At 57.3% G+C, this 21,029-nt stretch carries 22 protein-coding genes; 9 read left to right on the top strand and 13 right to left on the bottom strand.

Annotation, left to right across the window (positions count from 1 at the left end; genetic code table 11):
- Nucleotides 1-134 precede the first annotated feature (134 nt).
- Nucleotides 135-962, top strand: a complete 828-nt coding sequence (gene dapD, locus MWU55_RS03715; RefSeq protein ID WP_246934357.1) for a 2,3,4,5-tetrahydropyridine-2,6-dicarboxylate N-succinyltransferase — start codon at nt 135-137, stop codon at nt 960-962.
- Here dapD and MWU55_RS03710 read toward each other — a convergent pair.
- Entirely contained in the window at nt 940-1,227 is a 288-nt protein-coding gene (locus tag MWU55_RS03710) for a DUF6525 family protein (RefSeq protein ID WP_246934356.1), read from the bottom strand. The two genes, dapD and MWU55_RS03710, sit on opposite strands and share 23 nt — an antisense overlap.
- Nucleotides 1,228-1,329: 102 nt before the next feature.
- Nucleotides 1,330-2,400 carry a transporter substrate-binding domain-containing protein gene (locus tag MWU55_RS03705; protein ID WP_246934355.1) on the bottom strand — a complete coding sequence of 357 codons (1,071 nt, stop codon included), beginning with the start codon at nt 2,398-2,400 and terminating at the stop codon, nt 1,330-1,332.
- A 108-nt stretch (nt 2,401-2,508) separates the two neighbouring features.
- On the opposite strand from MWU55_RS03705, the gene MWU55_RS03700 reads away from it, so the two are divergent.
- Complete coding sequence (locus tag MWU55_RS03700) at nt 2,509-2,847, top strand: hypothetical protein (protein ID WP_246934354.1); 339 nt, start codon at nt 2,509-2,511, stop codon at nt 2,845-2,847.
- Between the two features lie 2 nt (nt 2,848-2,849).
- Nucleotides 2,850-3,485, top strand: a complete 636-nt coding sequence (locus tag MWU55_RS03695; protein WP_246934353.1) for an HAD hydrolase-like protein — start codon at nt 2,850-2,852, stop codon at nt 3,483-3,485.
- Between the two features lie 4 nt (nt 3,486-3,489).
- On the opposite strand, the gene MWU55_RS03690 is transcribed toward MWU55_RS03695, so the two are convergent.
- Nucleotides 3,490-4,071, bottom strand: coding sequence for a hypothetical protein (locus MWU55_RS03690; protein WP_246934352.1), 582 nt, complete (start codon nt 4,069-4,071; stop codon nt 3,490-3,492).
- 163 nt (nt 4,072-4,234) lie between these two features.
- On the opposite strand from MWU55_RS03690, the gene dapE reads away from it, so the two are divergent.
- Genes dapE through MWU55_RS03675 form a run of 3 tightly spaced genes read left to right on the top strand, consistent with a single transcriptional unit; the run spans nt 4,235 to nt 8,821 of the window.
- Complete coding sequence (gene dapE / locus MWU55_RS03685) at nt 4,235-5,392, top strand: succinyl-diaminopimelate desuccinylase (RefSeq protein ID WP_246934351.1); 1,158 nt, start codon at nt 4,235-4,237, stop codon at nt 5,390-5,392.
- The gene (rnr, locus tag MWU55_RS03680; RefSeq protein WP_246934350.1) at nt 5,389-7,644 is read left to right on the top strand and encodes a ribonuclease R; all 2,256 of its coding nucleotides are present in this window, start codon (nt 5,389-5,391) and stop codon (nt 7,642-7,644) included. The genes dapE and rnr overlap by 4 nt, the downstream gene beginning before the upstream one ends.
- A gap of 25 nt (nt 7,645-7,669) precedes the next feature.
- Entirely contained in the window at nt 7,670-8,821 is a 1,152-nt protein-coding gene (locus tag MWU55_RS03675) for a lytic murein transglycosylase (RefSeq protein WP_246934349.1), read from the top strand.
- Between the two features lie 6 nt (nt 8,822-8,827).
- Here MWU55_RS03675 and MWU55_RS03670 read toward each other — a convergent pair whose 3' ends face one another.
- The 10 genes from MWU55_RS03670 to MWU55_RS03625 all read right to left on the bottom strand — a co-directional run bounded on the left by MWU55_RS03670 (nt 8,828) and on the right by MWU55_RS03625 (nt 18,262).
- A complete protein-coding gene (locus MWU55_RS03670; protein ID WP_246934348.1) occupies nt 8,828-9,775 on the bottom strand; it encodes an MBL fold metallo-hydrolase in 948 nt (315 codons plus the stop codon).
- Nucleotides 9,776-9,902: 127 nt separating this feature from the next.
- The gene (gene rpe, locus MWU55_RS03665) at nt 9,903-10,595 is read right to left on the bottom strand and encodes a ribulose-phosphate 3-epimerase (protein ID WP_246934347.1); all 693 of its coding nucleotides are present in this window, start codon (nt 10,593-10,595) and stop codon (nt 9,903-9,905) included.
- 80 nt (nt 10,596-10,675) lie between these two features.
- Nucleotides 10,676-11,179 carry a hypothetical protein gene (locus MWU55_RS03660; RefSeq protein ID WP_246934346.1) on the bottom strand — a complete coding sequence of 168 codons (504 nt, stop codon included), beginning with the start codon at nt 11,177-11,179 and terminating at the stop codon, nt 10,676-10,678.
- Nucleotides 11,179-11,673: an RNA pyrophosphohydrolase gene (locus tag MWU55_RS03655; protein ID WP_246934487.1), complete on the bottom strand. Its 495-nt coding sequence runs from the start codon at nt 11,671-11,673 to the stop codon at nt 11,179-11,181. Before MWU55_RS03655 ends, MWU55_RS03660 begins: the two co-directional genes overlap by 1 nt.
- 110 nt (nt 11,674-11,783) lie before the next feature.
- Nucleotides 11,784-13,118 carry a S41 family peptidase gene (locus tag MWU55_RS03650; RefSeq protein WP_246934345.1) on the bottom strand — a complete coding sequence of 445 codons (1,335 nt, stop codon included), beginning with the start codon at nt 13,116-13,118 and terminating at the stop codon, nt 11,784-11,786.
- Nucleotides 13,119-13,122: 4 nt separating this feature from the next.
- Complete coding sequence (locus tag MWU55_RS03645; RefSeq protein ID WP_246934343.1) at nt 13,123-14,280, bottom strand: peptidase M23; 1,158 nt, start codon at nt 14,278-14,280, stop codon at nt 13,123-13,125.
- Between the two features lie 2 nt (nt 14,281-14,282).
- Nucleotides 14,283-15,803, bottom strand: a complete 1,521-nt coding sequence (gpmI, locus tag MWU55_RS03640; RefSeq protein WP_246934342.1) for a 2,3-bisphosphoglycerate-independent phosphoglycerate mutase — start codon at nt 15,801-15,803, stop codon at nt 14,283-14,285.
- 72 nt (nt 15,804-15,875) lie between these two features.
- On the bottom strand, nt 15,876-16,346 hold the full coding sequence (gene rlmH, locus MWU55_RS03635) for a 23S rRNA (pseudouridine(1915)-N(3))-methyltransferase RlmH (RefSeq protein ID WP_246934341.1): 471 nt from the start codon (nt 16,344-16,346) through the stop codon (nt 15,876-15,878).
- Nucleotides 16,347-16,360: 14 nt separating this feature from the next.
- The gene (gene rsfS, locus MWU55_RS03630; protein ID WP_246934340.1) at nt 16,361-16,726 is read right to left on the bottom strand and encodes a ribosome silencing factor; all 366 of its coding nucleotides are present in this window, start codon (nt 16,724-16,726) and stop codon (nt 16,361-16,363) included.
- 177 nt (nt 16,727-16,903) lie between these two features.
- On the bottom strand, nt 16,904-18,262 hold the full coding sequence (locus MWU55_RS03625) for a mechanosensitive ion channel domain-containing protein (protein ID WP_246934339.1): 1,359 nt from the start codon (nt 18,260-18,262) through the stop codon (nt 16,904-16,906).
- A gap of 264 nt (nt 18,263-18,526) precedes the next feature.
- Here MWU55_RS03625 and leuC point away from each other — a divergent pair, with 264 nt between their 5' ends.
- The 3 genes from leuC to leuD are packed head-to-tail and all read left to right on the top strand — an operon-like array spanning nt 18,527 to nt 21,014.
- The gene (gene leuC / locus MWU55_RS03620; protein ID WP_246934338.1) at nt 18,527-19,936 is read left to right on the top strand and encodes a 3-isopropylmalate dehydratase large subunit; all 1,410 of its coding nucleotides are present in this window, start codon (nt 18,527-18,529) and stop codon (nt 19,934-19,936) included.
- Between the two features lie 21 nt (nt 19,937-19,957).
- A complete protein-coding gene (locus MWU55_RS03615) occupies nt 19,958-20,422 on the top strand; it encodes a hypothetical protein (RefSeq protein ID WP_246934337.1) in 465 nt (154 codons plus the stop codon).
- Nucleotides 20,409-21,014 carry a 3-isopropylmalate dehydratase small subunit gene (gene leuD, locus MWU55_RS03610; RefSeq protein WP_246934336.1) on the top strand — a complete coding sequence of 202 codons (606 nt, stop codon included), beginning with the start codon at nt 20,409-20,411 and terminating at the stop codon, nt 21,012-21,014. The genes MWU55_RS03615 and leuD overlap by 14 nt, the downstream gene beginning before the upstream one ends.
- The last annotated feature ends 15 nt before the right edge of the window (nt 21,015-21,029 follow it).

The following is a 21,029-nucleotide window of genomic DNA, read 5'->3' as shown; positions in this document are numbered from 1 at the left end:
TTGCGCGATGAAAAGGTCGCTTGGGGTGTGCTTGACGCCGCAGATTGGCGCACCGCCCCCAATCTTCATTGCGAAAAAGGGGTATGGGCCTTATAGGCCTTGTGCAACATTCACGCGCCTACGGAGATACAGACATGTCGAACGCCCAACTCGAATCTGCCATTGAAGCCGCCTGGGAGGCGCGCGACACAATTACCCCCGCAACAACGGGCGAAACCCGTGAAGCCATCGAGGATACGCTGAACGCTCTGGATAGCGGCAAATTGCGCGTGGCCGAGCGTCAGGACAATGGTGACTGGCACGTAAACCAGTGGGCCAAGAAGGCTGTACTGCTGGGTTTCCGCATCAAGGATATGGAAGAGCAAACAGGCGGCCCGCAAGGCGGCGGCTGGTGGGACAAGGTCGACAGCAAGTTCAAAGGCTGGGGCGACAATCAGTGGAAAGCCGCGGGCTTCCGCGCCGTGCCAAACGCCGTGGTCCGCAAGTCGGCCTATATTGCGCCAGGAGTGGTCCTGATGCCGTCTTTCGTGAACCTTGGTGCTCACGTTGATGAAGGCACCATGGTCGACACTTGGGCCACCGTTGGTTCCTGTGCCCAGATTGGTAAAAACGTACACCTGTCAGGTGGTGTTGGCATCGGCGGCGTGCTGGAACCCATGCAGGCCGGCCCGACCATCATCGAGGATAACTGTTTCATCGGTGCGCGTTCAGAAGTCGTAGAAGGCTGCATCGTTCGCGAAGGCTCGGTTCTGGGCATGGGCGTTTTCATCGGCCAGTCGACCAAGATCGTTGACCGCGAAACCGGCGAAGTGATGTACGGCGAAGTGCCGCCTTATTCGGTGGTTGTTGCCGGTTCGATGCCCTCGAAAAACAACATCAACCTCTATTGCGCCGTGATCGTGAAACGCGTGGACGCCAAGACCCGTTCGAAGACGGGTATCAACGAGCTGCTGCGCGACTGATCTCGGGATAGTGATCGCCCCAAACATTTGGGGCGTCTTTTTGAAGAGACTTCGTCTCAAGGCGCGCCATGTGATGCATGGCGCGTTTTTCACATCCACCTGAGCACTTCATCGCATTACGCCACGCGCGTTTTGCGGAAGGCGTAGACCATGGCAGAGCAGCCTCTTGAAGCCAGCGGCGCAGCGACACAGGCAGGGCATCATACTCACGCATTGGATTTGCCACCCGCTTGCGTGGTTTTAAGGATGATCGCAGATTGTTCATCTGGGGAAATACTTTGCAATTGTTCGTTACGTTATTTCATAACAAATATGCAATTCAGATTTCAGGAGCTCTCAACGCTACAAGAGGCTCATTACTCTGGCCTTAGCGCGGGCCGCCGAACCATTTTTCAGATAGATCAGAATAAGCGCCAGTCTCGATCAGGCGTAGTAGCGCGACGTTGATCTCTTCACGCAAGGGGCTGCCCGTCGGCAAAGCGATACCGTAGCTTTCCGGGCGGAAAACACTGCCCAAAACCTCGCCATATCGCGCACCTTCATTCTGCGCGTAATACGCCAAAATGGGACCGTCAAAAATCACGGCGTCCAACTCTCCTTGCTCGAAGTCGCCCAATAGCGCGTCGAGCGAATCGTAGCCCGCGTAGACCATGCTGCGCTCTTCCAAGAACATGGCGGCGGTTGATCCTTCGGTGGTGCCAACGCGTTTCCCGTCCAGATCAGACACCGAATGGATCGACCCAGAAATCGCGCTGACCGTGATAGATGCGGTGATGTGGGCCACGAAGACCGACACGACAAACAAGCTTGAGATCACCAAGAAAGTGCCGAACAGGCGTCCGAATGTCGAACGCGGCATGCGTTCTTCAAAGCCACCATTCACAACCAGATTAAGCGCCCACCAAAAGGACGGGAACATGGCTTGGCGCGCGCTTCCTTCGAAATAGGGCTGTTTGTCGCGCTCGAAGAACCACATCAACATGCCACCGCCCAGAAGCAGCGCAAATGCGGCTAGAATGGCCAAGGCGAGATCGAGGCTAAGCAGCGTCGACCAGATGCTGATGCCGTCTTGATTGCGTGGCACCATAATCCGCAATCCGCCGTGATAGATCGGCTGCGAGAAATCCATACGCGCTTCGCGATCTCGGGTGATCGAGATGTTGGCGATCGCCCCGTCCGCCTCAATGCTTTCAACTTGGCCCAGCATTTCTGGGAAGCTCTCTGTGATTTCGAAACTGACAGTCTGTCCCATCTCGGAGGCGATGGCTGTCATTAGGTCGATCGCAAACCCTGTCGGGCCTTCCTCGCCAGACATGGCAAAAGGCGGTCGTTCAACCGTTACAAAATCCAGATCAGATGCCTGTGCATATGACACCGTGGTCATACAAATCGTTGCCAGACACACAGCGGCCAAGTGGCGCAGCCTTTGTGCAATCATCGCGCTTATTCCCCAAACTACATTCCCCCAATACCCTGACCGATGCGAACTGCCAACTGTTTGCGTTTGTCACTTGCGCTTTCCGTGGCGTTCTGCCACGCATTTTTCATGACCAAGACCACCAAAACAAAGAAACCTCACAAGGTATATACACTCCTGGTTGAGGTGGGCCGTAAAGACGATGATGGATTGCCCGATGGCGCAACCGGCGCTGCGTTGGTTTGCTATGCCTCAGGCATTGATGAAGCGGAAGCTGTGCGCGAGACCGTTGCGATTCTGAAGCAGGCGGATTTGGCGCCGCTGGATGTCAGCGGATACGGATCGCTGGATGATCGTTTGGCCGAAGGTCATGACATCCCCCCGGAAGAGCGCAAGTTGATGGGCCGCGCATTGGCCGAAAACAGCGTGATCGTCGCGCAGATGACACCGTTCTTCGACGAGGATTGAAGATGGGCACCATCTTTTGGGATCTGGATGGAACCCTAACTGACCCTAAGCCCGGAATTACAGGCAGTGTCATCAAGGCGCTGCAAGACTTGGGCATCGCCGCACCAAAGGCGGACGATCTTGAATGGGTGATTGGTCCTGCCTTGCTTTGGAGCTTCGAGAAACTTGGTGCCCCAGACCCTGACGCCGCGCTGGCGGCCTATCGTCGGCATTACACCACGGGCGGTGGAATGTATAACTGCATGGTCTATGACCGCATCCCCGAGGTTCTAGATCAACTTGTGCAATCACGCGCGATGCACATCGCGACGGCCAAACCACATGCTTATGCGCGAAAGATCACCGAACATTTCGGACTGTCGAAACACATGACGCATGAATTCGGGCCGGAACTGGATGGCACCCGAAACGACAAGGCCGAGCTTTTAGCCCATGCGTTGACCATTACCGGAAACGACCCTGCGAACTGCGTGATGATCGGGGATAGGCACTATGACATGAACGCCGCGCGCGCCAACAACATGGCGTTCATCGCGGTGGGCTGGGGCTATGGAGGGCAGGATGATCTGTCTGATGCCGATGCCCATGTGCAAACGCCCGACGAATTGCCGGGCGCTGTTGGATCACTTATCGGGTAAAGCGTTAGGGCCTTACAATCGTGACAAAGCTGTCTGGAACCGATGGATCCTGCATCAACAGCTTATCCAGCGGGATCGTAATGGCTGCTTTCCGCCCGTTCATGGCCTTCTCGCCATTCGTCTCGATGATGTTGCCCTCGATCTCCATCTTGATCCGGCGACCTACAAAGGCCTGCTGCATCATCGCGATCATTGCCGGGTCAATCCCACCTTCCGAAATCTGAGCTTTCATCTCGGCCAGATCGAAAGACACGCGAACATCACCATTATCCAGACGTTCGATCCGTGCGGATTCGTCCGGCGCCATGCCGTCAGAGTTGTCTTTGGCGGAATCAAGTTCGGCAATCACTTCGTCGATCGTTCCAGTCTGTTCGATCTCGCATCTGTATCCGCCATCATCAAGCGGCGTGCCTACACCGTCTTTACACAGGTCTTGGCCACTTGCCGCTATCATCTGATACCCATCGGGGCCCATCACGATAACCGATGACACAGTGGCCGTGTCGTCCTCGATGCTCAGCTTCATGTCAGCATCAACACAAGCCGTTAGTGGCAAAAGGCATAAAAGGAACAGGAGTTTACGCATAGGGCGCTCCGATCAATGGTTTGAATTCGCCTGCAGGTTAGCGGCGCAGGCGCGGCGGGTCCAGCGCGCTATGATGCGAAAGCTTGATACGCGGTGTTTCGCAGGCAAGGCCCGTTTTCACCGGTCGCTGCACCTGCTAAGAAAGGTGGGAATGGAGATTTCGATGACGAACACCCAACCTGCTCCGCTGGACCCGGTAGATTTGACCCAAAGACTTGTGCGCTGCGCTTCGGTTACGCCGGACGAAGGGGGTGCACTGACGTTACTTGAGGGCATCCTGACCGGGGCTGGATTTACCTGCACCCGCATTGACCGGGGTGAGGTGTCGAACCTGTTTGCCCGGTGGGGATCGAAGAACGCGCGCACATTGGGCTTCAACGGGCACACCGATGTGGTGCCGGTCGGGGATGCGGATGCGTGGAGCGTTGATCCCTTCGGTGCGGAAATTCGCGATGGATATCTATACGGCCGTGGAGCGACGGACATGAAATCCGGCGTGGCCGCATGGGTGGCTGCTGCCGTAGATTTCACCCGCAATGCGCCCGAGGATGCATCGCTTGTCATCACCATCACTGGCGACGAAGAAGGCCCGGCCACAGATGGCACTGTGGCTATTCTGGACTGGATGGCCGCACAAGGCGAACAGATGAACGATTGCATCGTCGGTGAACCCACCTGCCCCAATGACATGGGTGAGATGATGAAGATCGGGCGTCGCGGTTCGATGACAGCTTATTTCACCGCGCGTGGAGTGCAGGGCCACGCGGCCTATCCACATCGTGCGCTGAACCCCGTGCCAGCCTTGGCGCGTCTGATGGCCGACCTTGCTGCGCATGAGCTGGACAACGGCACCGATCACTTCGATGCCTCGACATTGGCCGTGACCACCATCGACACCGGCAACCCAGCAACCAACGTGATCCCCGCCGAAAGCCGTGCGACCGTGAATGTTCGCTTCAATGACGCCCATAGCTCCGACAGCCTGACTAAGTGGTTGCAGGCCGAGGCCGAACGGGTCGGCAAGGACACTGGCGTAGATATCGAGATGGTCGTGAAGGTGTCCGGCGAAAGCTTCGTGACTCCTCCGGGTGAGCTGTCGCAGTTAATTGCGGATGCCGTTCAGTCTGAAACGGGTCGTGAGCCCGAAGCGTCGACATCGGGTGGAACTTCGGATGCCCGCTTCGTCCAACATCATTGTCCTGTGGTCGAATTCGGCCTTGTCGGGAAAACCATGCATGCGGTGGATGAACGGGTCGAAGTCGCCCTGATCCCGCAGCTTAAATCCATCTACAGTCGCATCATTCAGGATTACTTCGCATGAGCAAACTGCCCACCAAGAAAGACATTCTGGACTGGATCGCGGAACATCCGACTCAGACTGGCAAACGCGACATTGCGCGTGCGTTCGGCATCCGAGGTGCTGCCCGAATTGATCTGAAACGCATCCTGAAAGAGCTCGAGGCGGAAGGTCACCTTCAGAAACGCAAGAAGACCTACCGCGAGAAGGACAAGCTGCCCCCGGTATCGGTTTTGCGTATTGAAGCGCCTGACGCCGATGGTGATCTGTTTGCAACTCCGACCGAGTGGGAAGGCGAAGGCCCGGCACCCTGCGTTCTTTTGATCACGAAAGACGGCGATCCGGCCTTGGCCCAGGGCGAGCGCATTTTGGCCCGTCTGACCGAGGTGAAAGAGGATACCCACACCTATGAAGGTCGACTGATCCGTCGGATCGGGTCTAATCCCATCCGCATCTTGGGGATATTCCGAAAAGGTTCTGAAGGTGGTCGCATTGTGCCCATCGACAAAGGTGCGGACAAGGAATGGCGGGTTGATCCCGGCGCGGATGAAGGTGCCAAGGATGGGGAACTGGTCGAGGCACAGCAATCCGGCCCGAAATCCCGCATGGGCCTGCCCCGTGCGCGCATTGTGGCTCGTTTGGGCGATCCAACCGCCCCCAAGGCCGTCAGCCTGATCGCCATCCATCAGCATGGCATTCCTGATGCCTTCCCTGACAAGGTAATCGAAGAAGCGGACGCTCAGAAACCCGCAGGTTTGAAGGACCGCGAAGACCTGCGCCACCTGCCCTTAATCACCATCGACCCGGCAGATGCGCGCGACCACGATGACGCAGTTTATGCCCATGCCGACGACACGCCCGGAAACCCCGGCGGCCACGTGGTCTGGGTCGCCATTGCCGATGTGGCACATTACGTGACACCCGGATCGGCACTGGATCACGAGGCACGCAAGCGCGGCAACTCCAGCTATTTCCCCGACCGCGTGGTGCCCATGCTGCCCGACCGTCTGTCGGGCGATCTGTGCAGTTTGCACGAAGGTGTTCCGCGTGCCTGTCTGGCGGTGCGTATGGTGTTGGACGCCCAAGGCAACAAGAAAAGCCATAGTTTTATTAGGGGGCTGATGAAGTCCCATGCATCTCTGAACTATGCCGAGGTTCAGGCCGCACAGGATGGCCAGCCGAACGAAAAATGTGCGCCTTTGATGGATGATGTGATCGCTCCGCTTTACGCGGCCTATCGCTCTGCCAAGCTGGGACGTGAGGCGCGGCAGCCGTTGGATCTGGACCTTCCCGAACGCAAAATCATTTTGGATGAGGACGGCAAAGTTGCCTCGATTGCGTTTGCAGACCGCTTCGATGCGCATCGTCTGATCGAAGAATTCATGATCCTCGCGAATGTCTCAGCCGCAGAAGAACTGATGCACCTTCAACGCCCGCTCCTGTTCCGCGTGCATGAAGAACCCAGCCCCGAAAAGCTGGAAGCATTGCGCGAGGTTGCTCAGGCGTCTGGCTTTACCTTGGCCAAAGGGCAAGTCTTGCAAACGCGCCACCTGAACAATCTGCTGGCGCAGGCAGAAGGCAGTGAGTTTGATGAACTGATCAACATCTCGACCCTGCGGTCAATGACGCAGGCCTATTACTTCCCGCAGAATTTTGGCCATTTCGGACTGTCGCTTAAGTCCTACGCGCATTTCACATCGCCCATCCGTCGCTATTCCGACCTGATTGTGCACCGGGCTTTGGTGTCGGGTCACGGGTGGGGGGATGATGGTTTGTCACCTCAAGACGTCGAGACGCTGGAAGCCACCGCACAGCATATTTCGGAAACGGAACGCCGGTCGATGCTGGCCGAGCGTGACACGACGGACCGCTATTTGGCAGCCTATCTTTCGGAACGGATCGGCGGCGAATTCACGGGCCGCATATCCGGTATTGCCCGGTTTGGGATGTTCGTGAAGCTGGACGAAAGCGGTGCTGATGGGCTCGTCCCGCTTAGCACATTGGGCAACGAATTCTTCCGCTTCAATGCCGACGATCAGACCCTGACCGGAGAGCGTTCGAACTTCACTTTAGGTCTGGGACAGCGCGTTGTTGTCCGCCTTACCGAAGCCATTCCAACCACCGGCGGGCTTGCGCTTGAGTTATTAGAGGTTGAGGGGCGAAAACTGCCGAGAACCTCAGGGCGAAAAGGGGGGAAATCTGGCCGACGAAAACCCATGACCAGCGCCAAGAAGAACGCCAAGGTCAAACGAAAGGTGAAACGATCCCGGCGATAACGCCGGTTGGGGATGCGAGGGCAACGTGACGGAAGCAATTGGGGCGGCACAGGGCAGCTTTGATACATGGCTGTCTGACTATATCGGACGCGTTTCAGCAGATGGCATTTCCCCAAATGTCATCAAAAGCAGCCGAAAGCTTATGGTGCTGGATCCAAAGATTCACGAAAAGCAATCCAACCAATCCGAATTCGTCCTGACCATCACCGACTATCTTGATCGTGTCGTCACGCCTGAACGGGTCAGCAAAGGCCGCGCAAGTTTCAGAAATCAGCGCCAGATACTGAACGAAATTGCCGAGACCTATCACGTAGATGCTCAGGCGATTTTGGCGATCTGGGGTGTTGAAACGGATTACGGGCGGGTTCGAGGCGAGCATTCGGTGTTGTCCGCGCTTTCGACCTTGGCGCATTCCGGACATCGCGCCGCTTTCTTTGAAGGCGAACTGACCGCTGCACTGACCATCATTCAGAACAGCGATATCAAACCAAGAGACATGCTTGGGTCTTGGGCAGGGGCCATGGGACACGGGCAGTTCATGCCTTCAAGTTTTCTGGATTTTGCCGTGGACCACGATCAGGATGGCAAGCGGGATATCTGGTCTAGCGACCCGACCGATGGGTTGGCCTCGATTGCCAATTATCTGGCCAAACACGGATGGCGCGAAAGCCAGCCTTGGGGCATCGAAGTTACCTTGCCCGACGGGTTTGACTTTTCGTTGACCGGACCTGAACACAGGCACTCAATCAGTGATCTGAACAACATGGGTCTGCGCACGCGGGACGCCTCCAAACTACCGGACTATGGCGAAGCATCCGTACTTTGTCCGTCTGGCGCGACCGGCCCTGCCTTTGTGGTCAATCACAATTTCCGCGTGATCCTAACCTATAACCGGGCCGAGGCTTACGGCATTGCCGTTGGGCATTTGTCGGATCGCCTTGCCGGGTCGCGCACAGCAATCTCGCGCTGCCCTGAAAATCTGACGCCCCTGACCCGCAGCCTGATGACGGAGCTGCAAACCCTTCTGACCAAAGCAGGATTTGACACGCAAGGGGCCGATGGTTTCACCGGCCCCAATACAAGGTCTGCATTGCGAGACTATCAAAATCATGCCGGGCTGATCCCGGATGGTTTCGCGACAGAAACGCTATTGAATCAGCTGCGCTCAAAAACCTAATCGGTCTTATTCGAACTCCATCTCAGCATAGACTTGGCCAGCGTTTTTGGTGGCCAGCTCTTCGAAGGTGTCGTGATGGGCGAATGGCGATTGGTCGACGTAATAAGCTTCGTCCAGCGTGCCGCCCTCTTCCAAAAGCTTGCCAACTTCGCCGCGCAGATGCTTGAGGTATCCAATTGTGTGGTCTTCCACCTGCGCCATGTTGGTCGGGTAGCCATGGCCGGGGATGATATAGGTCGCACCGATGGGGGCAAACACGGTTTCCCAGGTCTCAATCCAGCAACTGGTGCAGGTGTCCTCAAAAATCGGCGGGATGCGATTGTGAAAGGCCATGTCGCCCGCGATCATCAGGCTTTCCTCGGGCAGCCAGACCTGAATGTCACCGGGGCTGTGGGCTGGGCCTGAATAAAGCACCTCGATGGTTTTACCACCCATCGTGATGACCTCTTTTTCCTCGAAGGTACGGGTCGGGCCCATCGGCTCGGTCCCTTCCCAGTTTTCCTGCGCATAGCGCTTCATACCTTCGAAAATCTGGCCCGAGTATTCTTCGAATTCATGTGCAGCATCCGCATGGGCCAAAACCTCGACCCCCTGTCCGATCCAATAGTTATTACCCAGCATCGCGTGACCCTGCCCGTTTTCGTTGATCACAAGCTTAACCGGCTGATCGGTCACCGTTTTGATCTCGGCATGGAGCGCTTCGGCCAGTTTGTAGTTCGCACCTGCATTCACAACGACTACGCCGTCACCTGTCACGATGAACGACAAGTTGTTGTTGTGGCCTACGTTTTCATAGGTCGGAGGAGCTGTCGCACCGATCGCGGACCAGACATCCGGGATCACTTCAACCGGTTTCTCGTACAGCACCGAGTCGGGATACTGATCTGCGATGTCTTCATCTGCAAGCGCAGGTAGGGCGAGGCAGGTCAGGATGGCGGTCGTGATGCGAAACATGTGGGTCCTCCGGAAATAAGTCTCGGATAGATTGTCACATTCGCATGTGTTGTTCTAGTGGAAAGAGAACACCCTTTTGCCGGGGGATTTCATGCCTCCGGCAGGGATGCTTTCGACAAGAAAAAGCTTAGCCATTCACAGCTTCAGCAGCGGCGCGCAGGGCGCGGATGTTGTCGCCATAGACTTCGGGCGTGTCGACCGAGCCGCCTTTGAACACCGCCGAGCCTGCGACGAAGCAATCAGCGCCAGCTTCGACCAGCGGACCGATGGTGGTGGGGTCTACGCCGCCGTCCACTTGGATGTGAATGTCGCGATCTCCGATCATCTCGCGTACCTGTCGTACTTTATCCACTGAAGACGGGATAAATTTTTGCCCGCCAAAACCGGGATTCACGCTCATCACCAGAACCATATCGCAGAGCGGCAGCAGGTGTTCGATCACCGAAGCAGGCGTGCCCGGGTTCAGACTGATACCAGCCTTGGTGCCGGTGGCCTTGATGGCCTGAAGCGTGCGGTGCGGGTGTGGGCCAGCCTCGTAATGTGCGACGATCATATCGGCACCAGCTTCGGCATAGGCTTCGATATATGGATCAACAGGCGCGATCATTAGGTGCACGTCCATGAAGGTCTTCACATGCGGGCGGAAGGCTTTCACAGCGGGCGGACCAAAGGTCAGGTTCGGCACGAAATGCCCGTCCATCACGTCCACATGCACCCAATCCGCGCCTTGCGCTTCGATGGCCTGAATTTCCTGCCCGAAATTGGCGAAATCGGCGGAAAGGATCGACGGCGCGATCTTGATGGAACGATCAAAGGACATGGCGGGTCTCCGGGCAGCTATGCGTTGCCGCCCTTATAGAGAGTTTCGCGCATTTGCGAAGAGAGAAAGCGAGCGCGTGATTACCGCCTAGGCAACTCCGGATCACAACGCTTGCCTTGGATGCAGGCAGTCACTTTCCGAAGTGTTTCGCGATCGGGTTCACCAAATGCAAACCCGCCGCAAGGATTGGTTTCCAGCAAGTACCGGCCACCCTCTCGCTTCAGGAAAATGAGGTACTCGACACCATTCACAAGGCCGCCGCACCACGGGCCATAGCATTGCACATTGATGTCGATGTCACGCACAAACTGCGCGGCAAAACCGGCTTTGGTCAGGCTTTGGCCGTCGATACGGCCCGTCAGGAGATTGTCTGGCTTGACGTCTTCCTGACGATCCCAGTCTACTTGCGGCAGCTTGCTTTCGTCGAAGGTTAATTTGCCCAGCGCCACGACATAGCTGTCATCCGACTTGGCCGCATCATTATAGGCCGCGATTGCGTTATAGGGCATACAAGACAGAGCAAACCCCGCGCTTGGAACAGCCAAAAACGCAGCGACAAGCGGGGCGACGAACAAAGCACGCATTACAAATACTCCTGAAATCCTTTCATCACTTTGGCATAAAGCGCACGTTTAAAGGGTACGATATTTTCGACCACCTCATTTGTGGCCATCCATTGCCAACGGCTGAACTCAGGGTGATCGGTTTCAATGTTTACCTGAGCATCATCCCCGTGAAAGCGAAGAAGGAACCAGCGCTGCTTCTGCCCACGATACCGCCCTTTCCAGATCTTGGGCACAATGTCATGCGGCAGATCGTAGGGAAGCCAATCAGGCAGTTCGGCCTCGATGGACACAAGGTCCGCCGTAATGCCCGTTTCTTCCCACAGCTCGCGCAAAGCCGCTTCGCGGGGTTCTTCGCCGTCATCCACCCCACCTTGCGGCATTTGCCACGCAGTTTGGGTGCCCAGTTTCGGTGCATCAAGACGTTGACCGACAAAGGCTTTGCCTTCGGCGTTCAGGATCATGATGCCCACGCAGGGACGGTAAGGAAGGTTGTTGATTTCTTCGGGTGTCATTTGGACCTCATACATTCAGCGCGATCCTACGGATCGGGGCAGAAATGACCAGAGCAGGAAAATGAAAAAGGGCCACCCGAAGGAGGCCCTTTCAACACAATCTCGACAGATCAATCGGCCAAAGCGATGGTCGACAGACCCTTGATCAGATCAACCGCATAAGACAGCTGGAAGTCGTCATCGCGCAGCTTTGCTGCTTCTTCTGCGGCTTCGCGTTCTTCCTCAATCTGGCGGCGTTCGTCATCGGACAGGCTGTCATTGTTCAGGCTGCCACGCAGATCAGCCTCGGTCCGTTGGCGACCGTTCTCTTCTTCGCCATCTTCGCTTTCGGGCTGACGCGGAGGCTGTTCAACGACGATATCAGGCGACACGCCCAGCGCCTGGATCGAACGACCCGACGGTGTGTAATACCGCGCGGTCGTCAGGCGCATGGCCCCTTCGGACGCAACCGGCATCACAGTTTGGACCGAACCTTTGCCGAAGCTTTTTGTGCCCACGACGATCGCACGGCGGTGATCCTGAAGGGCGCCGGCCACAATCTCGGATGCGGAAGCCGAACCGCCGTTGATCAGTACAACCATCGGCTTGTCCTCTGCCAGATCGCCGGCTTCTGCATTTACGCGTTCGCTTTCTTCCGGTGTGCGGCCACGGGTCGAAACAATCTCGCCGGTTTCAAGGAACGCATCGGACACAGCGATGGCTTGGTTCAGCAGGCCGCCCGGATTGTTCCGCAGATCCAAAACGACACCATCGACATTCTCAAACCCGCCAAGGGTCTCGACTTCGCGGGCCAGACCTTCGGCCATGTTGGAATAGGTTTGGTCGTTAAAGGTGGTGACGCGCAGAACAACGGTATTCCCAACAGAACGCGCAGTGGCGGCAGTCAGCTTGATGGTGTCACGAATAATCGAAACATCAAAAGGTTCGTCCACACCTTCGCGCACGACAGTGATTATGATCTCGGATCCGACAGGGCCGCGCAGTTTGTTCACCGCCTCGTCCAGTGTCAGACCCAGCAGGCTTTCACCGTCGACATGAGTGATGTAGTCGCCGGTCTCCATCCCAGCATCATCAGCCGGAGTGCCGTCCATCGGGGACACAACACGCACGAAACCTTCTTCCTGCGTCACTTCGATACCAAGCCCGCCGAAAGACCCACGGGTTTGCACGCGCATGTCCGCTGCGTCCTTGGGCGACAGATAACTGGAGTGCGGATCAAGCGATGACAGCATGCCGTCAATTGCCGCTTCGATCAGATCGGCGGAATCAACTTCTTCAACATACTGGGCGCGAATACGCTCAAAGATATCGCCGAATAGATCAAGCTGCTCGTAAACGCTCGCGTTCTCGCTTGCGTCTTGTGCCACCAAGGGGCCTGCGATCTGAGTGGTTAGAATGGCGCCTGCCAAGGTTCCGCCCAGTGCCGCCATCACGAATTTCTTCATACCATCAATCCTTGCCTGCCGCGAACCAGTTCGTGGGATCCACGGGCGTTCCATCTTTTCTAAGCTCTATATAAAGCGTTTCCGTGCGTTCTGCGCCAGTTCCTTCCTCCGCAGCGATCAAAAACGCTTGATCACCTTCGGCCTCACCAGAAGGTTCTGCCCCGCCCATAAGCCCCACCGGGGCACCTTCGGACAGAACTTCGCCCACATCGCCATACAACTGACCGAGCCCAGCAAAGACCAGTAGGTAACCGTCTCCGGGTTCAAGAATCGCAACATTTCCATAGTCCAGAAGCGGACCAAGATAGCGAATCGTAGCGGGCCAAGGCGTTGTCACGATGGACAGAGGGCGTGTCGCGACGATCAAACCGGGGCGTTGAATGCCTGCCGCATCGCGTTCGCCAAACCCACGGATCACGCGACCCAGAACGGGCATCTCCAATCGCCCGCGAACGGATTGAAAGCTGGGCAGAGACGTCGCACTGGCTGTCGCGTCAGGGTCTGACATCAGGCCTTGTGCAAAACTTGCAAGAGTATCTGCGCTTTCCACCAGAGTTTTCATCCGCGCCTCATCCGCGATGAAACGGCGCGGCAATTCCGTGCGGCGCGCAATGGCAAGGCTAAGTTCAAAGCGTGCTTCCTGAACGCCCGCCAGACCGGCCTGCAGCGTTTCGACCGCACTTTCCTGTAGCGCGCGAAGGGTGCGTTGTTCTTCCAAACGGGCGCGTAGATCTTCGGCCTGCGCTTGCAGTGCCGGGGTCACTTCGGACAAAATCATGCCAGAACGCGCGGTGCCTACGGGGCCTGATGGATGCACAAGAAGCGCGGGCGCTTTTCCAATGGTTTGCAAAACGCCCAGCAACTGGCCCAACCGGTCGCTTTCCGCGTCAAACGCAGCTTGCAAAGCCGCCTCACGCAGGTTGATCCGCCGCAGGCCGGTCCGAAGCGAGGAAAGACCTTCTTCATAGGCTTGAACAGTTTGGGTCAAGGCCGCGATCCGATCCCCGGATTTCTCAGCCTCTTGCAAGGCAATGGTCGCCTCTTCCAGCATCGCCATGGCCGCGCGGGCTGTGTGGCTTGGGTCAGTTTGCGCCTGAACGGGAAGCACAGCGCATAGCGCCAAACCAACGCCCGCAATAAGGGGCTGGAGGGTACGCCGCAAGCTCACCGGCTGATCAGGCTTTCGCCAGTCATTTCGGCGGGTTTCGGAAGGTCCATTAGCTCCAACAACGTTGGGGCCAAATCAGCAAGGCGGCCGTGGTTCAGCGATATGCCGTCCGGTCCACCGAAAAGCACCACAGGCACGGGGTTTGTGGTGTGTGCGGTATGCGGACCGTTCGTTGCATCATCCCACATGGTTTCGCAGTTGCCGTGGTCTGCGGTGACGATCATCGCGCCTCCAACATCTTCCAGCGCTGCAATCACCCGACCCAATCCTTCATCAACGGCTTCACAGGCAGCAATCGCTGCGTCCAGATCACCCGTATGCCCAACCATATCCGGATTTGCATAGTTGGTCACGATCAGGTCATAGCCTTCGCGGATCGCACCCACAAAATGCTCGGTCACATCTGGCGCCGACATCTCGGGCTGCAGGTCATAGGTCGCAACCTTGGGACTGGCGGCCATATAGCGCGTCTCACCCTCGACCGGGTCCTCCTTGCCACCGTTCAGGAAGAAGGTGACATGGGGATATTTCTCGGTCTCGGCCGTGTGGAACTGGGTCTTGCCGTGTTTGGCGACCCATTCGGCCAGCGTGTTCGCAATATCCCGCTTGGGAAAGCAGGTGGTCATGTAGGCGTTGTGGCTATCCGAGTATTCGACCATGCCCAACAGCGCAGAGAGGTTCGGTCGTGTGCCCACGTCAAATTCATCAAATTCCGGCTCGCCAATGGCGCGCAGAAGCTCACGAGCCCGGTCGGCGCGGAAGTTGATGAAGAACAGGCCATCGCCATCTTGCAGGCCGACGTATTCGTCAATGATCACCGGGCGGATGAATTCATCCGTTGTTTCGTTGTTGTAAGCCGAGGAAATCGCCGCATCGACCGAGCTGAAGATGTTTCCAGCCCCATGGGTGATGGCTTTATACGCCAGCGAAACACGTTCCCACCGATTGTCGCGATCCATTGCGAAATAGCGCCCTGACAAGGTAACGATGCGCGCGCCTTCTGGCAGGTCTGCTTGAAACGCAGCCAACTGTTTGCGGGCGGACTGAGGTGCCACGTCGCGCCCATCGGTGATGGCATGAATGGCAACCGCTAGGCCCGCCTCCGTCAATGCCTTCGCCGCAGCAACCAAGTGATCCTGATGGCTGTGAACGCCGCCGGGGCTGACAAGCCCTGCGATATGGGCCGTGCCGCCAGCCGCTTTGACTTTGGCCGCAAAGTCCTGAAGTGCTTGGTTCTTGAAGAAGCTGCCATCCTCGATCGCCAGGTCGATTTGGCCCAGATCCATTGCCACCACGCGGCCCGCACCGATATTGGTGTGGCCAACTTCGGAGTTGCCCATTTGGCCGGTGGGCAGACCCACATCCGGCCCATGGGTGATAAGCGTGTTGTTGGGGCACGTCGCTATCAGTCGATCGAAATTCGGCGTCTTCGCCAAAGCGGGGGCGTTGAAGGCGGTGTCCTCGCGCAGACCCCATCCGTCAAGAATGCACAAAACAACAGGTTTTGGGGTGGTCATTGCGGGGTCCTTTGGCTGCTCACGCGTATATCTATGGGGTCAGAGGGGCGTGTGCAATGTTTGAGGCTCCGCCTACACCCGATGATACGGACTTCCCGCCAAAATCGAAGCCGCACGGTACAGCTGTTCGGTCAGCATGACCCGCACCAGCATATGGGGCCAGACCATTTTTCCGAATGAAACACTGGCATCCGCCTTCGCACGCAGGCTTGGGTCGATCCCATCCGCGCCACCGATGACAAAGGCAACATCCCCGCGCCCTTCGTCGCGCCAGCGGCCAAGTAGATTGGCAAAATCGGGCGAGGACATGACCTTACCGCGCTCATCCATCGTGCAGATCAACGCGCCTTTGGGGATAGCACGCTCTAACAGGGGCGCTTCGGCGGGCATGCCGCCACCCTTCTTGTCTTCGACTTCATGTATGGTAAGCGGGCCAAGACCCAAAGCGCGCCCGGTTCGGTCGAACCGAGTGACGTAGTCATCGATCAGCTCAAGTTCAGGGGATTTGCGCAGCCGTCCGACTGCGCAGAGATGCACGCGCATTCATCCGCCCCTTATCAGGTTGCGGCGTCGGCCGCGCCAGGTTCCATCCACATCTTCTCAAGCTGATAGAACTCGCGCACTTCTGGGCGGAAGACGTGAACGATCACATCGCCCCCGTCGATCAGCACCCAGTCGCCCTGACCTTTTCCTTCAACCTTTGAAATGACGTCCATCTCTTGTTTCAGCTTATCCTTAAGCTTTTCCGAGATTGCAGCCACCTGACGTGTCGAACGGCCCGAGCAAACCACCATATTGTCGGCAATTTGCGACTTGCCGTTGAGGCTGATCACCACAACGTCTTCGGCTTTGTCATCTTCAAGGGACTTCAGGACAAGGGCCAGCATCTGCTCGCTGGCGGTTTTTCGGGGGTTAGCCGTCATTGCGGTTTCCCCTGCGGTCGCGCCTGTTGCGACCTCTGTTGGCAAAGACAGGACATTGTCCTCCTAAACATAGCACACCGTTCCGCCCCGGTGCTGGGCATAGAAGAATCGTAACACCGGCAGCACATAAGCTCAATCCACACTATTTCAAGCTCGCGTGAAGGGTGTGTAAACAGGTCACGGGTCGATTTTCGGACCCGCATCTTCCAGCATCCGCACCTCGCGCTGCGGGAACGGGATCGAGATGCCGTTCTCTTGGAACGCATCCCAAAGCGCCAGATAGACATTGCCCCGAATATTGGTCAGCCCGCCAGACGGATCATCAATCCAGAACCTGAGGATATAATCCACCGAGCTGTCGCCAAATCCGACGATATGACAAACGGGCGGGCGGAAACTGAGCACGCGATCCACGCTTCGGGCTGCCTCGATCGCGATGCGGCGCACTTGGTGGGGGTCGTCGTCATAGGCGGTGCCAAAAAAGATATCCAAGCGCACGAAGGCGTTGGTGTGGGACCAGTTCACCACCTGCCCGGTGATCAGATCCTCGTTCGGGATCAGATATTCGCGCCCGTCCCGCGTCACCACCGACACATAGCGCGCGCCCAGCTGTTCGATCCAGCCAAACGTGTCGCCAAGGCTGATCACGTCGCCGGGCTTGATCGACTTGTCCAACAGAATGATCACACCCGAAACAAGGTTCGATACGACTTTCTGCAGACCAAAACCAAGGCCCAAACCGATGGCACCCGACAGGAAGGCGAGCCCGGTCAAATCAACGCCCACCGCTTTCAGCGCTATGAAGAACGCAGCACCATAAAGCCCCATCTGCAGGAACTTGACGGCCAGCACCTTCATCGAGGGGGAAATGTCCTCATTCTCCTGAATGCGGGCCGCAGTTCCTCGGCTGAACATTCGGGCAAGCGCAAACAGAATGCCAAGGATCACGACCACGCGGAGGACAGTCCACAGGGAAATTCGGAAGTCCCCAACCTCAAGCGCGAGGTTGTCCAGAACACTGGCGGTTTCCTGCGTTATGCCCAGAAAATAGAGCGTGACGTAGATCCACATGCCCCACATCGCCATCCGGCGGATGGGACGGTTTTCGATCACGAAAGCAGCCAGACCAACCAACAGCCATGCCGTGACGATGGTGGCCACAAGGGCGATCAGATAACTCCGCGAGGGCCACGTGACCTCGCGCATCACGGAAACCGTTCCCCATGAAAGCACGATATAGATCATCATCGCGATGCGATTGCGAAGATGGATGGCGAAACGAAGCTTCCGCTTGGACCAACCTTCACGCGCCCTTAGCCAATCTTCGACTTTTGGACGCAACAGACGCGAGGCAATGAACGCCGCTGCCACAAGCCCCAACATGATCAGGACCTGATAAAGCCGCCATGTCTGGCCAAGACTAAGAATGAAGTCACCCCCGTCTTCCCACAGCGATTTCAACTGTTCGGTCAGGTTCTGCCCCGGAGTTTCCGCCGGGGCTTCGGGTTTGACTTCGGCTGCGGGATCCTGCTCCATTCCACCTCCTTTTTGGCAGCATGACACGGGCGGGCGCGAAAGGTCCAGAGGCTCTCCCCTTGCCCTGACGACCGGGAAGGGTTATCTGACCAGCATGACTCGGATTTTTGACATGGATGACCACGCGTTCTTGCCGTGGCGCTTCTTCGGCGCCCAGAACGCGGTGCTTGCCTGCCTATAAGCCTTTGACGCCCGTTCACGCGGGCGAGCAATCCCTGTCACCTTACCCCTATGACCATCCACACGATATCCACGGAGAGCGATATGACCGCCCCGAAGACACTCTATGATAAAATCTGGGATGCCCACGTAGCCCATGAAGCTGATGACGGCACCTGCTTGCTTTATATCGACCGCCACCTGGTTCACGAAGTGACCAGCCCACAGGCGTTTGAAGGCCTGCGTATGGCGGGCCGCAAAGTACACGCGCCGGACAAAACCATCGCTGTACCGGATCACAACGTTCCGACCACAGCAGGCCGCGAGGACCCGGCACAGATGACCGAGGAAAGCCGCATTCAGGTGGCTGCTCTGGACACGAACGCCAAAGAGTTCGGCATCAACTATTACCCGATGAACGACGTCCGTCAGGGCATCGTGCATATCGTTGGCCCGGAACAGGGCTGGACCCTGCCCGGCATGACTGTTGTTTGTGGCGACAGCCACACCGCGACCCACGGTGCGTTCGGCGCGCTGGCCCACGGGATCGGCACTTCGGAAGTGGAGCACGTACTGGCGACGCAAACGCTGATCCAGAAGAAGTCCAAGAACATGAAGGTGGAAATCACCGGTAAGCTGAAGCCGGGCGTGACCGCTAAAGACATCACGTTGGCCGTGATCGGCGAGACCGGCACCGGCGGTGGCACCGGCTATGTCATCGAATACTGCGGCGAAGCGATCCGCGATCTGTCGATGGAAGGTCGCATGACCGTCTGCAACATGGCCATCGAAGGCGGCGCGCGCGCTGGCCTGATTGCGCCCGACGAGACCACCTTTGAATACGTCAAAGGCCGCCCGCACGCCCCGAAAGGTGGCCAGTTCGAGCAGGCTTTGGAATACTGGAAGACGCTCTTCACCGACGAAGGCGCGCATTTCGACAAGGTCGTCACACTGAAAGGCGAAGAGATCGAGCCGGTTGTCACCTGGGGCACTTCGCCCGAGGATGTTCTGCCGATCTCTGGCGTTGTGCCCAGCCCTTCGGATTTCGAAGGCGGCAAGGTCGATGCGGCAGCGCGTTCGATCGACTATATGGGTCTAACCCCGGGCCAGAAACTGACCGATATCGAGATCGACACGGTCTTTATCGGCTCCTGCACCAACGGCCGTATCGAAGACCTGCGCGCCGTGGCCGAAGTGGTCAAAGGCAAGAAGATCAAAGACGGCATGCGCGCCATGGTCGTCCCCGGTTCGGGTCTGGTCCGCGCACAGGCGGAAGAAGAAGGCTTGGCCGATATCTTCAAGGATGCTGGTTTCGAGTGGCGTCTGGCAGGATGTTCCATGTGCCTTGCCATGAACCCCGACCAGCTGTCCGAGAACGAACGCTGCGCCTCGACCTCGAACCGTAACTTCGAGGGTCGTCAGGGCTATAAAGGCCGCACCCACCTTGTGTCGCCCGCCATGGCCGCTGCAGCCGCGCTGACCGGCAAGCTGACCGATGTTCGGGAGCTGATGTAAGCAAAGAGTGAAGAGGTTTTCATGACGATCAAGCGACGAAATTTCCTGACGATGCTTGGGGCTGCCGCAACGGCGCCCCTGATCCCGGCCCGTGTATTAGCGGCTGCCCCTACGGCGGCTGTTGGTTACAACCGGTATCAATACGGTCTGGCGGTCTTTCACGCCCGCACCCGCGCATCCTTAGGCGTCGCTGATCTGATGTCCCGTCTGAACGTGACCGGCGCAACTGCCGAAGCGATGATGGCGGAAATGAAAGCCTCGGGCATCATCTCGCCCGTTCTGAATTCGGCAGCCGGTGCTATGCGGGCGATCAGCCCAAACAGCGCCGATCCACGCTCGGTCACCGAGCGACTGGCGAATAAAGCGTGCCAAATGATGCGCGATACTCTGACAGAAGGCGGGGACAATGTGCCCCCGCAAGACGCGACAGAAATTCAAAGCGCGCCCGATGAGGCGACGCAGGAGACCGAAAATGGAAAAGTTTGAAAAACTCCAAGGCATCGCGGCCCCTATGCCGCTGGTAAACATCGACACGGACATGATCATTCCGAAAGTGTTCCTGAAGTCGATCCAACGCACAGGTTTTGGCAAGAACCTGTTTGATGAGATGCGCTACAACCGCGACGGCACTGAAATCGAAGATTTCGTGCTGAACAAACCGCAGTATCGCGACGCAGAAATCCTAATCGCCGGCGACAACTTCGGCTGTGGCTCGTCGCGCGAACACGCGCCATGGGCGATTGCTGATTTTGGAATCAAATGCGTGGTTTCGACCAGCTTCGCCGACATTTTCTTTAACAACTGCTTCAAGAACGGCATCCTGCCGATCGTCCTACCGCAAGAGCAAGTCGACACGCTGATGGCCGATGCAGAGAAAGGCGCAAACGCCCGCATGACCGTGGATCTGGAAGCGCAGGAAATCACAACTTCGGATGGCGAAACCATGGCGTTCGAAGTCGATGCATTCAAGAAACACTGCCTGCTCGAAGGTTTGGATGACATCGGTCTGACAATGGAGAAGAAAGCATCAATCGATGCATTTGAGGCCAAGGCCTCTGCCGCTCGCCCTTGGGTCTGAGACAAAAACATACTA

Source organism: Aliiroseovarius sp. F20344 (genome assembly GCF_023016155.1).
In the GTDB taxonomy this organism is placed as follows: domain Bacteria; phylum Pseudomonadota; class Alphaproteobacteria; order Rhodobacterales; family Rhodobacteraceae; genus Aliiroseovarius.
This window is presented reverse-complemented; position numbering and strand designations above follow the sequence as displayed.